Raw genomic sequence first — 13,741 nt, forward strand, 5'->3', positions numbered from 1 at the left:
ACATTTATAACGGGGAAAGTGTAAAATATTTCTATTCTATCCTTATACTATTAAGAAGGAGGTGTTCGTTTGTTTTTTGACCAATCACCCTATGAAATAAAAGTAGAGTGGGGACAAAGGGGACCGTGCTGCAGGGGAACGAGGGGACATTGTAAGAAAAACTGTCTATGACTCGGCAGACATCCAATTGATACTTGTAACTTCATAGGCATTCTTTTTGTTATAAAAGTCCGAACTTAACGATTACATGATATTTTAAGTATGTCCACCTATGATGACGAATTCGATAAATTGGAGTAGAGCCCTGCTTCATCCAAAAGATAATGTAGTATTTTGGATTGAAAATGTACACGGTTTGAAACAGGTAAACTCCAGCAGGTCTCCACAGTAATTGACTTCGATTTAAGTAAGCGGTTAGCTGCATTACGACCTGAACCCGGTAAAATGCTCAACTTAATCGTGAACCGCCTAGCCGGCGGAACTATAGAGCGATTTATTCGATTTACAACCCGTTTTACTGTAGGTACAGCTTTACTCCCGGGGTTTGTGATGAGTGTCTGCCCTAAAACTCTCGGATCTAAACTAGACAAATCGTTGGCTTCATGAAGATCAATGTACCAATCCGGTTGGTAATCCTTGGCTAATTGAAATAACGCAGCCGAAAGTGGATGGCGAGCCTTCTCTTTAATGTTACGCGGGAATGTTCGGTTCAAATCTGGAACTCCGCGGATATGTCGTTTATAAGCGACTTGATTTACAATGGGAACAATAATCAACGTTCCCTTATGGATACGCATAGACTCCATCTTCAGCATACTCAGCAGCTTTTTGGCTGCGATGACACTCGCACGTTCATTTCCGTGAACACCAGCTGTGATCATAACCTTGTTTCCTTCTGCATTCCCTCTAATCATGAAGTATGGAGTTTCGAATTGGGTGTCCTCAGCTAATTGTTTTTTGATGATACGCAATTAAATCACCTCCGCAATATTTTACAGTATGATTGATACGAAACAATGGCACCGGGCAAATGTGCAAGCAAAAATATCCGCAGGCACATATCTTTATAGGGATCAAGAATGATCGGAGAGGATGGTTTATTAATGCCTAGTCTTGCAACCAAACAAAACGTAAGTAAATCACTGAATACCAATAGCGAACTAAGACCGAATGTTCCTGAGACAAGTTTGTTCAATAGACCAACACTTAAAAGGATGCTGGATAAGTACAAAATGCTGTATGTAAAGCCGAATAACGGAACGGGCGGCAATGGGGTCATACGGGTGGAAAAGTTGGGACCTAGCCAATATGAATATCAGTTGGAAACCACTGTCACGACGTTCAAAACATTCGACCTATTATTCGATTCTATAAAAAAGATGACGTCAAGCACCCCATATATCATTCAACACGGTATTCATTTATTGCGTTACAGCAAACGGCGCTTTGATCTAAGGGTTATGGTGCAGAAGAACCCTCAAGGGAAATGGGAAACGACAGGGATTATCGGTCGATTAGGACACCCGAAGAAGATCGTAACCAATGTATGTAAAGGCGGCAGCTCTGAGCCGATTGAGGTTTTACTGAAAATGCATGTGCCCAATATACGCACTTTTAGAAAAGGGTTGGAAAGTCTGGGGATAATGGTAGCCAGTCAATTGAACAAAACATTTCCTGCTATTAAAGAATTGGGTTTGGATATCGGGATTGATGAGCGTGCACATCCCTGGATTTTGGAGGCCAATACTCGACCTGCTATTTATGGATTCAAGAGCCTAAAAGATAAGCGTATATATGAGAAGATATGCCGTTATCAAAAAGCGTATGGTCGTGGTAAATAAAGTTATGCTCAATAGACACATCAAAATAGGAAAATAAAATGAAGAAAGTTTCTCTTTTAGAAAAATGTAACACCTATATTATAAGAAGGGTAAGTTCAAACAAAGCTGGAGGTTATTCCAATGGTTGAACGAATCGTCTTCATTTCTTTGCTTACTTTAATTATCCATTGTGCTGAAACACTCTCTTATTCGGTGCGAATGGCTGGAATTCGAACAGGTAAGTTAGCTATAGCACTTTCTTTAACGGGCATGATTGTTCTTATTTCTAGAACGTCTAATATCGCTCAGGGAACGATGACTGGTAAAGTCGTTGATTTTGCCAAAAATCATATGGATTTTGACCTAGCTGGGAATTTTCGAATCATATTAGCTGCAGCTTCCCTTGGTACACTAATAGCAATAGGCTTATTTCCTACTTTTGTAGGGTTATCAGGACGTATGGTATCACATCTGGAGAAGGCCGGATCAATCCCCAAAATGGTTAAAGACGGATTCCGAGTCAATGTCATGCGCAATATTCCCTACCATTTTCGAATGCCGAAATGGGAAATGGTTCAGCGACTTCGTGCAGGCGGGGTCCCAAAACGATTGATGCTTATGAACGGTTTGGTGACTGCTATTTTTACCGTAGGCGTATTGGCGGCCTTATATGCAACGTTTTTACCTGGGCAATATAGCATTGGCGCTTCGCAATCCTCGGGATTAATAAACGGATTGGCCACTATACTATTAACCATACTGATTGATCCACAGGTAGCATTATTGACAGATAAGGCCCTGAGAAAAGAGGCGAAGTTATCATCCATTAATAAAGTTTTTGGTTTTCTCATGTTCTCTAGATTTTGTGGTACGTTATTCGCACAAATCATATTCATACCCGCAGCCTATTGGATAAAAGCGATTGTTCCATATTTATAAAATACATAAATGGTGATAATGATTAGCGATAGACCACGACATCATCTTGACACTTACGTTAGGTAAGAATGTAGAATATCCTTAGGAAGGGTGATTCTATGAAAATGAAAGAGGTCTGCAAGCGGACAGGGTTGACCGAGAGAACAGTTCGTTTTTACGTGGAAGAAAATTTATTAAGTCCCAAGTCAAGTCTGATCAATGGAAGAGAATACCGCGATTACTCTGAACAGGACGTAGCGGAGCTTATCACGATTGCCGATTTGCGGAAGATGTTCTTCTCTATAGATGAGATTAAAGAAATGAAGGAAGCACCGACCCGAATAGCGGAAGTAGTTTCGATGTATAAGATCAAGCTGGCAGCTGATGCACAGGCTAAAGCTTCTATCGTTCAGACGCTGGATAATATCGATATCGCTTTGCTTAGTGATGTAAATGCGCTTGCTGTAAGACTGAAGAGTATGTCGGCAAACCTGCCACTTCCCAAGCGGGATATTGATCCTGATTTCGGAAGGTTTGATAGTGAAAGCAAGGAAGAAAGAGAGCATCAGTACAATCTCTATCTGGCGAAGCAAAAACGGCAATATCGTTTGGGCCAAATCATTGTAAGTTCAATTTCTATTATCAATGTTATATCTGCACTAATTTCAGCATTTGTAAATTTCAGTTTTTTTTCATTGCTCATTCAAGTAATTGTATCTATCGCTTTATTTGCAGGTGTTACCTGGATTCGTTATCTATTTGTTGTTGGTGCCGTACTCAGTATCATATTGAATTTGATGCTGCTTACTAGCGAGTATGTATCCATGATGACGCAAGGGCTAATGATTGTGACGGTTTTCCAAATGATATATGCAGCCTTGGCAAGTTTTCTTTTACTCAAAAGTAATTCCGTTAGTGAATTTCTATATTCACAAAAAAATGGATAAATTCATGAAGGCCCCTCCTGAAATCGGGAAGGGGCCTTCATGATCGTGCAGCTAAGTACGCAAATGATCTCCACTAGGTAATAACTTCATTGGGTCATACGAACGGACAGTTTAAAGCAACATTACCTCAATTTGTCTCGTCTTAGAGTAGTGTTGAAAAGAGATATTTTTTCATTTTTACTACATATTAGAAACCAATCAAATTTGAAAGTAGTTGAGGGAGGAATTTCATTGAAGGAAGAAGAGAGTTTACTAGAATTAATTAAAAAGCTACTCCGATTTGTTGCCCGTCACTGGGTGTTCATATCTTCAGCGGTAATTGTCGGTGTACTAATAGTAGGTCTAATTTACATTGGTATCATATGGTCTGCTCTTAGAACAGAATGATTGAAAATTGATCAAGCGCTGATTTTAAGGTTGAGCCATATTCCAACATGTTTCTATACGATCCGTATAACAATACAATTGACCTCCTTCTTCCGCGCCAAGCGATTCGTTTCAATAACCCTCGATATAAGCAGTACTGAGCCGATCAGATGATACACCGTAACTTCTCGATGCTGCTCCCCTTCATGATAAAGATGAACACAACGCCGAACACCGACAGGAAGATCGACAGCTTCTGCAACACGATTGTTGCTTCTTTCAAAATACGGAAGCAAGCACCACCGTCACGACCGATGTGAACGGTACAAAATTGAAGCGATTCATTTTACCGAAATAATAAAATGACTTCCCTGACAAGTTGTCGTATTTCTCGAATAGAATGAAATACAGTCAAATACGCTGCTGTGGGGGATTTCATATGGGATCGGTCACCGAATTGTGTATGGAGCACACTTTTTTGACGGCAGAAGAGGCACTGGTTATAGAAAATCTCACACGCCATTTGCAAGTATTTGCAGATGTGTCGCAGTCGGACGTGTTCATCGATTGTCCACTCGCGGACCAAAGTACGGCGCTGGTTGTGGCTCAGGCCCATCCTTCCACCGCTCTGTCGCTGTACCGAACCTCGGTTGTGGGTCATTGTGCTTATGCGCATAATGAGCCTGCGGTAATGTTTTGCTTGCTGTCGGGCAAGCCAGTGATCGGGTCCCGCGGCATTTCGCAAGAGCAGGTCGCGATGCAGCAGAACGTCGTGCCGGTTTCCACACGGAGTGGTAAAGTGATCGGCGCGCTCATAATGGAGCGAGATATATCCTACACGATCGAACAGGAAAAGAATGTAGAACGGTTAATGGTAACGAACGAACAGTTAAGCGAGACGCTGCTCCGGGTCGCGATGTCGGAAGGCCGAATGCAATCGTTGATGCATGAAGGTATTGTTCTTTTTGATGAACATGAGATCGTCACCTACACGAACACTCGCGGCCGTGAATTGCTGCAGGACATCGGTCAAGTTGGCGCGGTGGAGGGCCGGAGTGTTGAGGAATTGTTTTATGGCAGGTTGAAAAATGCGAATATGCTGAGACAAACCGGTATTTTGCAGGAAGAGTTCCAGATCGGCAGTGTCGCGCTAGAGTTAAAAGCAGTGTCGATGTACCAGGATCACAAGACGGTTGGCGGGTTTATGCTCGTTCGGGACATATCCGATCTCAAGGAAAAAGAGAAGCAGCTAATCATCAAATCGACCGTCATTAAAGAGATCCATCATCGTGTCAAAAACAATCTGCAAACCGTATCCAGCCTCCTCCGCTTGCAAATGCGTAGAACGAAGCAGGTTGAAATCGAGAAGGTGTACCGTGACAGCATCAACCGGATTAACAGCATAGCCGTTATTCATGAGATGCTCGCGTTCGAGGGATTGGATACGATTCAATTTAATGATGTGGTGGATCGGATCGCGAAAAATATTATTTCTTCAAGTACTAAGCCGGATCAGGCGATTCGAATCGCGATTACGGGGGACGAACTGGTTCTACCGTCAAGTATGGCAACGACACTGGCTCTTGCGGTGAACGAGCTGGTTCAGAACAGCGTGATACACGCTTTTGCAGACAGGGAGCAAGGTGACATTGAAATCGCGGTACAGCACAGCGGCCAAATTGCCAGATTGCGGGTGTCGGACAACGGTATCGGCATAGATAAGACGGTGGAAACAGATCGTAAAAGTCACTTAGGCTTAAAAATAACAGAAACGCTCATACAGGAAAATCTCGACGGTATCATGTGTATCGATTCAGATATAAAAGGGACGGTCATTCAGATCACATTCCCGCTCATTGTTCTTCCTATCTGCGAATAAACACCCTTGAGTCGCTATGATTTAGTGATCTCGTTAAGGGGTTTATCTCATACAAACTTCAGCAAGCGCATACAACTTGTCCATTACCGTGATCCAACCCTTTTAGAATGGATGAGAGGATTACGAGAAAGGAAAGAAGGAGGTGGCATGGATGAATCTGGCGATCGGTCTTGTTTTAGTGGCGGTGGCTTGTTGTTTTGCATGGTGGATTGTTCGTATTGCTGGTAACAGTATTAAAAATTACGACGAAAGTGAACATGAAAGCTTCCTGGGTAAATGAAGAAACGTGGGTTTTGCGTTTATGAATTGAGAAGCTGTTACCTTAGGGAGGTAAACTATGAGTACACATGTCGACCACCAAGATAAGGATAAACAAGACTTAAATAAATTCGGTTACGCGCAAGAATTGCTTCGCAGCATGGGCGGCTTCTCTAATTTCGCCATTTCGTTCTCGATCATTTCTATTCTCACAGGTGCGGTATCCTTATACGGACACGGATTGACCTATGGTGGACCTGGCATGATGGGCTTCGGCTGGCCGATTGTTGCATTGTTCGTAATGTTCATAGCAGCTGCCATGGCCGAGCTGGCCTCCGCGATTCCGACGGCAGGAGCGCTGTACCATTGGGCAGCTATTCTGAAGAACAAGCGCTGGGGCTGGTACACAGCATGGATTAACCTAATCGGACAGATTGGGATTGTGGCCGGGATCGACTACTCTGTTGCTCTGTTCGCCGACCCTCTGCTTGCGAGCGTTTTTGGTTACGAATCTAATAATACCACCGTACTCATCGCGTTCACGATCATCTTGCTTTCTCACGGCATTTTAAACCATATCGGTATCAAGATTGTCTCCAAGCTCAATGACTTCTCCGCGTGGTATCACATCGCTATCGTTGCGGTGCTTGTCGCTTCCCTTGCCTTCTTCACGAAAGGAGGATTAAACAGCGTCGATTATTTGTTCACCGTGGGGCAGACATTTTCTGATAAGCCATACATGTTAGCTTTCTTAATCGGTCTCCTTCAAGCACAGTGGACATTTACAGGGTACGACGCTTCCGCACACACCATCGAAGAAACGATCAATCCGCGAGTGCGAGCGCCGTGGGGGATCTTCACTTCCGTAGCTTACTCCTTCGTATTTGGGTTCATTATGCTCGCATTCGTCACTCTCTCAATCAAAGATCCAAGCGCAGCGACAGGCTCAGACAATGCCTTCATCTATGTTATCAGCCAAGCACTGGGCGGTACGTTCGGATCTGTTATTTTGTGGCTGGTCACAGCTGCCATGTGGTTCTGCGGATTGGCTTCGATCACTTCCTTCTCCCGTATGATGTACGCCTTCTCGCGCGATAAAGGAATGCCCCTCAGCAACCAATGGGCGCAAATCTCCAAAATATACAGAACTCCAGCCAAAGCGATCTGGCTGGCGATCATTCTTTCCTTCCTGCTCGCTTTAGTCGATTACATTATCAAAACTGTCAATCCCGACGCTACATATACAACCATTGCATTCTTAACCGCGGTAAGCGTGGTCGGCTTATACGTCGCCTATGGCATTCCAATCCTGCTCAAATTGCTCGCCAAGTCCCAAGGCAAATTCCAGTCTAAACATCTCGGCCCTTGGAACCTCGGTAAATATAGCGACTTTATCTCCATCGTCTCGCTCATCTGGATCGTATTCATTTGTATCGTCATGGTCATTCCACCGAATCAAATGGCGGGTTACGCCTTGGGAGGCATGCTGCTGCTCCTGGTTATTATGGATTTTGCCTACTATAAAAAGAACTTCCAAGGACCGCAGGCCGCGCTGAATAAATCAATGGATGAGATTTTAAAGCGGGAGAGGGAGTTGGAGGGCGGCAATTCATTACCGGGCAACACGAATTCGCATAGGGCGAAGCAGTAGTACAAATATGGATTTGGACCGCTGCGGCGGTCCTTTTTGTTGTTAATAGATCAAGAAGTCGCTTTTACCTAAAAGTCCAGGTCTATTCAAAGAGGACAAGCCATCCGAAAACACCACATTTACGCTTCGAGCCGAAAATGTCTAATGCTTGATTGGCTCTTGTCGATCAAGTAATAAGGAAATTAGACGGCCGAATTAATTCGTCAAAAGAGTTGAAACAAAGGTTGGAATTATTTTATAATCGTCAGTAAAAGGGAGGTCGGTATAGATGGCAAAACAATTTGCCAGAATAAGTATCTGCTCATGCAAAGCCTAATAGTAGGGCGATACTTTGCATGGGGCATGACAGTTATCGTTAACATTGTCGCCCGAGAGAGCTAATATCGTTTCTAATAATAGGCTTTGCACCTTATTCCTTTCATATTAAATAAGGGGCTGAAAAGCAATGGTAAAACCATTTATTAGAAACCATCAATATAACTTGATCAAGAAGCAGGCCGTTATGCTGCAGAATGCTTGCAACACCGTTTCAGATCGGAAAGTGTTGGAATCGGTAAAATATAGCGCACAATCCAAAATTGTAGAAGCGTTCCCAGATGTGACAGAGCTCCAATTGCAAATGCTGGAGAAGATATCAACGATAAATACGGCGGGTGAATTCCAGCAGTATTTGCTTTCGTTGGAACCATATTTGACGGAATTTGTGGAAGTGACGGAGAAGCAGCTTAAGAAGCTGTTCCCCAAAATCAAAAAACTGAAGGTTCCTGATTTAGCAGCAATCGATTACCGCTATGTTACTTATCTTGGCTGGACCGATATCGCGACGAACAAATTGTTCCTCGTTTATTATCTGAACGGTCAACTCGTTGGGGTTGAAGGAAGATATACCCCGGTGAATAAGAAAAGCATTTGCTTCTTATGCAATCGGCATGAAGAGGTTGCATTATTTTCGGCGATCACCAAATCGAAACCGGCTAACGCTTCTCCAGATTACTATAAGGCGATCGGCAACTATTTGTGTGTGAACAGCGACACCTGCAACAAAAACATCACGGATGTCACCGCATTGGAAAAATTCATTCATGACGTTGTGGGATATTGATCCCACCAGATATGGAAGCTTAGAATAAAAAATAATTCCCGTTGCCTTGCGGTTAACATTTCGCAAAGCAACGGGGATTTTTTGTGAGGAAAATTTCCGGAACATGAAAGCTTTCATTGAAGCATCATTATCGAACCAGTTTCTTGACTAAAGGATTATTTGGTATTTCAATCGAATTGTAAAAGGATGAAATGGAAATTTGAAGGAGGAACCTGGAGAGTGACCATGAATTTTGAAACAGCTCGCCAGATCATATCAAAAATTGAAGGGGACGGGTTCCGGAATAGTTTCATTATGGAAATTCATTTTTTATTAATCAAGTTTAGTTTAGATTCTAGGTATTCAATTTGCTTTTTTACCTCAATCCAGTTTGAAGCACGATATACGAAGTCATTAGTAACGGACAAATTATATGGCTGATCATATAGAATAACTGGCTTATTTACAAGAGCAAACTCCTCTGCATAGTGAGGACCATCATCAATCAACACATCTACCTTTGAAATCATACATTCTTGGAGCTTGTTTTCAGTAAGTGTAATATTGTGATAATTAATCTTATGGAGTTTAAGCCATTCAATGGTAACATCACGAAAAAGTAAGGGTCGAGCAGTAATAATTGATATTTGATGCTGTTTGAATAGTTGCTGTAATATTTCTACTGCCATCGGTAAAGGTGACGAGTTCCAATGAATATCATGCCCATATTTATTATAAATGGCATCACGTTCTGCCTCAGCCCATCCATATAGACGGTATAAATAAAAATCATTAACATCGTCGGGAGTTAACGATAATCCAGACGCTTTATTATAATAGTGTAAATGAGCTGAAGTGGCATCAAGAATTGTGTTATCTAAATCTACCCCAATATGCATTAGTTAACAGCTCCTAACTATAAATTACTAGTTTTTTCTACGAACCCAGTATAGCATATGTTGGATTATATTTTTTAAATGTTTCATAAGGGAATCATTAAAGTGAGTTCAATAATATCAGAAAAAGGCAGCCGTTTTTATATAGGAGGATATTATCTATGGCAGAAATAAGAGAGCTTTATCCCAACCTGTTCCAAAAAGCGATATGGGGTAAAATTGAATTGGAATTTAGGATGGATTTACCTGAAAGTCATTTAATATCAAATGTCAATATTGTTCCATTTGTAAATAATGAATGTGTGGTTATTCGGTTAGAAAATGGACAGTGGGAAATACCAGGTGGCACCTTAGAAAAAGGTGAATATTATCTAGATACGATTAAACGTGAACTCATTGAAGAAGCAGGGGCGACATTACATTCTTTTCATCCTTTTGGCGGTTGGAAGTGTTATTCGCATCATCTACAACCATATAAACCTCACTTGCCACATCCAGAATTTTACAGAATAGTTGGGTATGGAGAAGTCCAATTAGTATCATTACCGCAGATTCCCGCAGATGGTGAAAAAGTCGTTGCAGTTGAAAGTATGTCTGTCCAAGATGCAGTGAATAAATTCCAACAGGTGGGAAGAAATGATTTAGCTGAACTATATCAATTAGCTAAAACAATTCGTAATTCAAGTGCTAAATAACACCTCTTCCAAAAAGAAAGGCTTTTATTATGGTACTGAAACTGTATCAACAGGAACAAAGCGTAAACCATTCCCTTCTGAGGGGGCTGTTTTTTCAGTATTTGAGACGTTTTGCTTTGAGCATATCACTAGCAAGCTCGGGCTTCTAGATAGTCGATGGCTTCTTCTAGGCAAGAAGATAAGTAACTCCGAATAACATGGTAATCTCAGAAGATTTGCTGACAAATGCTGCAAACTATTATTGCAGCTATGATCATAGCTATAAAAAGCATAAATGGTGGGAGTTTTTATTCCTTTTCGGGAACATATGTGCTATAATAAGTGCGCCAAACACGTATTTTGCGCACTTTCGTCCACAATCGATTTAATGAATGGATCATGGGGTCAATGTCTACTAGATCTTCTATGGGAAACTGAGTTTTTCTACAAAAAATAGGATAAGAAGAGAGATTTATACATGGATGTTTTGAGTGATTGCAATGACTAGAAATTACGTAGTGGAAGAAACCTACTCAAAACCGCTGAAAGCTTTTACAATTTGGATGAAACAATCCGGTTATACAGAAACGACGAAAAAAGAGTATTTGAGGGAAGTGAATGACTATCTACTCTCATTAGAAGAAATGCCGGTACAGCAGGCGGGAAAAATGAACGTTGTTGGTTTTTTAGTATCCAAGCAGGGAACAGCGGGGGATAAGACGAGGAATCGAACACTCTCAGCTATCCGGTCGTTTTATACTGCATTAATTGATTTTGAGCTTGCAACAAGAAACCCTGCATTAGAAGTGAAAAAGTCTAAAACGGAGAAAAACAGGAATCCGGTTTATTTGGAAGAGAACGAGCTTGAGAAGGCACTAAGCTATGTGGATGGTCGTTATCGCGATCGGAATTTAACGATTTTTCTTTTGATGGGCTACTGCGGATTGCGTGTGGGTGAGGTACACCGAATAAATCTGTCTCATTTTAAAAAGGCAAAAGGGACATTAGAAGTGCTGGGTAAGGGGAGAAAATGGAATGAAATTCCGCTTCCAGACCTATTAATTCAGTACCTCACGAAGGTTGAAAAGGAAAGAATTAGTCCCTATAGTAAAAAGGAAGATGCTTTTTTCGTTTCCCAGAAAGGGAGAAGGCTTTCTATACGTCAGATTCAAAAGATTGCAACTCAAATCTTTGCTGATTATAAAAACGACCATCCACATTTGAGCGATTTGAAGTTGTCCTGTCACAAACTACGGCATTCATTTGCAACGATGCTTCTGAATAATAATGTAGATATACGAATCGTTAAAGAACTTTTAGGCCATGCATCGATTGAAACTACGATGATTTATACCCATATCAATGACGAGCAAAAACGTACCGCCATGACCACGATTAAGGTTCCTCAATTAGCTATGGTTTAACAGATTCGCTTGGGTGAGAGCAGAGCGTATGTAACATATTCAGGCGATGAATTTAACATTAAAGAGAGGGCAGGTGCCAGCACTATGAAATTCAGCGAGTATCTTTATGAACGTCCGGATGTCAAAGTTTTTGAACAGAACTTCAAGCAGCTGCTAGCTTTATTCACTTCTGCAAGCAGTTATGAAGAGCAGGACATAGCCATGTCTGACATTAACAAGCTTCGCAGCGAGTTTGATACGCTTCAGCAAATTGCAAGTATTCGTCACTCTATCAATACAAATGATGAATTCTATAAAGCGGAGCAGGACTATTTTGACTCTGTTGGTCCGGTCGTGCAGGAATACATAACCGACTATTATCATGCGTTGGTAAATTCGAAATTCAGAGTGGAGCTCGAGGATAAGTGGGGCAGGCAGCTGTTCCAGCTTGCTGAGCTCTCGCTGAAGACGTTCAGCCCGGAGATCATTGAAGATTTGCAGCAGGAGAATAAGCTGCAGACGGAGTATTCCCAGCTTATCGCATCTGCGAAAATCCTTTTTGATGGGGAGGAGCGGACGCTATCTCAGCTTACTCCTTATGCGCAATCAACTGATCGTGAGACCCGGAGACTGGCAGAGGAAGCAAAGAGCAGCTTCATGGCCGAGAATGAGGAGAAATTCGACCGCATTTATGATGACTTGGTCAAGGTGCGTACGAAGATCGCGAAGAAGCTGGGTTATGACAATTTTGTTGAGCTCGGCTATGCTCGGATGTCCCGTACCGATTACAATGCTGAGATGGTGATCAGCTTCCGTAACCAAGTACTGGAGCATATTGTGCCAGTTGCGACGAAGTTGAAGGAGCGCCAAAGCAAACGGATTGGTCTGGATGAGCTGCTTTATTACGATGAGAGCTTCAGCTTTAAGTCTGGCAATGCGAAGCCGAAGGGCGATCCAGAATGGATCGTGAAGAACGGGGAGAAGATGTACGCTGAACTATCTCCGGAAACTAACGAATTCTTTACTTTCATGCAAGATAACGAGCTAATGGATCTTAACAGCAAGAAAGGGAAGCAAGGTGGTGGCTACTGCACCTATATCAGTGACTACGGCGCACCCTATATTTTCTCTAACTTTAACGGTACTTCCGGTGATATTGACGTCCTAACACATGAAGCTGGCCATGCCTTTCAGGTGTATGAGAGCAGAAGCTTCCAGGTGCCTGAATACAGCTTCCCGACCTATGAAGCTTGCGAAATTCATTCGATGAGCATGGAATTTTTCACATGGCCTTGGATGAATTTATTCTTCGAGGAAGACGCGGACAAATACAAGTTCGCACATTTGGCAGGCTCCTTGATCTTCATCCCATACGGTGTGACGGTTGATGAATTCCAGCATTATGTGTATGAGAATCCAGATGCAACACTAGCCGATCGGAAGAAAGCATGGCGCGACATTGAGCGTAAGTATTTGCCTCATCGCAATTATGCGGACAACGAATATTTGGAACAGGGCAGCTTCTGGCATAAGCAGGGGCATATCTTCAGCTCGCCATTCTACTACATTGATTATACCCTTGCTCAACTATGTGCGTTCCAATTCTGGAAGAAGATGCATGAGGACCGTTCCGCCGCGTGGACAGAATACTTGAATCTATGCCGTCAAGGAGGAAGCTTGTCTTTCACGGAGCTTGCGAAGGTAGCAGGTCTTATCTCACCGTTCGAGGATGGCTGTGTCACGTCGGTAATCGGCAGTATTGAGCGCTGGTTAGATAACGTGGATGACTCAATTCTCTAAATAAAGTTACGGCAGTATACAGAATGAAGGCAACCATCTCCAGCTTAC

Annotated in this window: 12 protein-coding genes; 10 read left to right on the forward strand and 2 right to left on the reverse strand. The window is 42.4% G+C overall.

The annotated features are described in order from the left end of the window. Positions 1 to 269: 269 nt before the first annotated feature. Positions 270 to 971, reverse strand: coding sequence for a succinylglutamate desuccinylase/aspartoacylase family protein (locus EKN16_RS06820; protein WP_125654833.1), 702 nt, complete (start codon positions 969 to 971; stop codon positions 270 to 272). Between the two features lie 132 nt (positions 972 to 1,103). On the opposite strand from EKN16_RS06820, the gene EKN16_RS06825 reads away from it, so the two are divergent. The 7 genes from EKN16_RS06825 to EKN16_RS06850 all read left to right on the forward strand — a co-directional run bounded on the left by EKN16_RS06825 (position 1,104) and on the right by EKN16_RS06850 (position 8,941). Beyond that, on the forward strand, positions 1,104 to 1,841 hold the full coding sequence (locus tag EKN16_RS06825) for a YheC/YheD family protein (RefSeq protein WP_125654835.1): 738 nt from the start codon (positions 1,104 to 1,106) through the stop codon (positions 1,839 to 1,841). 120 nt (positions 1,842 to 1,961) lie between these two features. After that, on the forward strand, positions 1,962 to 2,759 hold the full coding sequence (locus tag EKN16_RS06830; protein ID WP_125654837.1) for a lipid II flippase Amj family protein: 798 nt from the start codon (positions 1,962 to 1,964) through the stop codon (positions 2,757 to 2,759). A gap of 98 nt (positions 2,760 to 2,857) precedes the next feature. After that, positions 2,858 to 3,685, forward strand: coding sequence for a MerR family transcriptional regulator (locus EKN16_RS06835; protein WP_125654839.1), 828 nt, complete (start codon positions 2,858 to 2,860; stop codon positions 3,683 to 3,685). Between the two features lie 829 nt (positions 3,686 to 4,514). After that, positions 4,515 to 5,930, forward strand: a complete 1,416-nt coding sequence (locus EKN16_RS06840) for a sensor histidine kinase (protein ID WP_232016262.1) — start codon at positions 4,515 to 4,517, stop codon at positions 5,928 to 5,930. A gap of 151 nt (positions 5,931 to 6,081) precedes the next feature. Continuing rightward, positions 6,082 to 6,210: a hypothetical protein gene (locus EKN16_RS33440; RefSeq protein WP_260182826.1), complete on the forward strand. Its 129-nt coding sequence runs from the start codon at positions 6,082 to 6,084 to the stop codon at positions 6,208 to 6,210. Positions 6,211 to 6,267: 57 nt separating this feature from the next. Beyond that, on the forward strand, positions 6,268 to 7,839 hold the full coding sequence (locus tag EKN16_RS06845; RefSeq protein WP_125654843.1) for an amino acid permease: 1,572 nt from the start codon (positions 6,268 to 6,270) through the stop codon (positions 7,837 to 7,839). 445 nt (positions 7,840 to 8,284) lie between these two features. Then, on the forward strand, positions 8,285 to 8,941 hold the full coding sequence (locus EKN16_RS06850) for a FusB/FusC family EF-G-binding protein (RefSeq protein WP_125654845.1): 657 nt from the start codon (positions 8,285 to 8,287) through the stop codon (positions 8,939 to 8,941). Between the two features lie 302 nt (positions 8,942 to 9,243). Here the strand turns inward: EKN16_RS06850 and EKN16_RS06855 are convergent, their stop codons facing one another. Next, complete coding sequence (locus EKN16_RS06855) at positions 9,244 to 9,819, reverse strand: 5' nucleotidase, NT5C type (RefSeq protein WP_125654847.1); 576 nt, start codon at positions 9,817 to 9,819, stop codon at positions 9,244 to 9,246. A gap of 158 nt (positions 9,820 to 9,977) precedes the next feature. Here EKN16_RS06855 and EKN16_RS06860 point away from each other — a divergent pair, with 158 nt between their 5' ends. The 3 genes from EKN16_RS06860 (at position 9,978) to EKN16_RS06870 (ending at position 13,693) form a co-directional block, all read left to right on the forward strand. Beyond that, the gene (locus tag EKN16_RS06860) at positions 9,978 to 10,511 is read left to right on the forward strand and encodes an NUDIX domain-containing protein (protein WP_125654849.1); all 534 of its coding nucleotides are present in this window, start codon (positions 9,978 to 9,980) and stop codon (positions 10,509 to 10,511) included. Positions 10,512 to 11,008: 497 nt separating this feature from the next. Further along, positions 11,009 to 11,914, forward strand: coding sequence for a tyrosine-type recombinase/integrase (locus EKN16_RS06865; RefSeq protein WP_331852372.1), 906 nt, complete (start codon positions 11,009 to 11,011; stop codon positions 11,912 to 11,914). A gap of 84 nt (positions 11,915 to 11,998) precedes the next feature. Continuing rightward, on the forward strand, positions 11,999 to 13,693 hold the full coding sequence (locus EKN16_RS06870; RefSeq protein ID WP_125654851.1) for a M3 family oligoendopeptidase: 1,695 nt from the start codon (positions 11,999 to 12,001) through the stop codon (positions 13,691 to 13,693). Positions 13,694 to 13,741 lie beyond the last annotated feature (48 nt).

It is taken from the genome of Paenibacillus baekrokdamisoli (assembly GCF_003945345.1).
In the GTDB taxonomy this organism is placed as follows: Bacteria; Bacillota; Bacilli; order Paenibacillales; family Paenibacillaceae; genus Paenibacillus_Z; species Paenibacillus_Z baekrokdamisoli.

Excerpts from the sequence above, each read along its gene's own strand:
- EKN16_RS06825 (WP_125654835.1), top strand. The coding sequence starts at position 1,104 with ATGCCTAGTCTTGCAACCAAACAAAACGTAAGTAAATCACTGAATACC.
- EKN16_RS06830 (WP_125654837.1), top strand. The coding sequence starts at position 1,962 with ATGGTTGAACGAATCGTCTTCATTTCTTTGCTTACTTTAATTATCCAT.
- EKN16_RS06835 (WP_125654839.1), top strand. The coding sequence starts at position 2,858 with ATGAAAATGAAAGAGGTCTGCAAGCGGACAGGGTTGACCGAGAGAACA.
- EKN16_RS06840 (WP_232016262.1), top strand. The coding sequence starts at position 4,515 with ATGGAGCACACTTTTTTGACGGCAGAAGAGGCACTGGTTATAGAAAAT.
- EKN16_RS33440 (WP_260182826.1), top strand. The coding sequence starts at position 6,082 with ATGAATCTGGCGATCGGTCTTGTTTTAGTGGCGGTGGCTTGTTGTTTT.
- EKN16_RS06845 (WP_125654843.1), top strand. The coding sequence starts at position 6,268 with ATGAGTACACATGTCGACCACCAAGATAAGGATAAACAAGACTTAAAT.
- EKN16_RS06850 (WP_125654845.1), top strand. The coding sequence starts at position 8,285 with ATGGTAAAACCATTTATTAGAAACCATCAATATAACTTGATCAAGAAG.
- EKN16_RS06855 (WP_125654847.1), bottom strand. The coding sequence starts at position 9,819 with ATGCATATTGGGGTAGATTTAGATAACACAATTCTTGATGCCACTTCA.
- EKN16_RS06860 (WP_125654849.1), top strand. The coding sequence starts at position 9,978 with ATGGCAGAAATAAGAGAGCTTTATCCCAACCTGTTCCAAAAAGCGATA.
- EKN16_RS06870 (WP_125654851.1), top strand. The coding sequence starts at position 11,999 with ATGAAATTCAGCGAGTATCTTTATGAACGTCCGGATGTCAAAGTTTTT.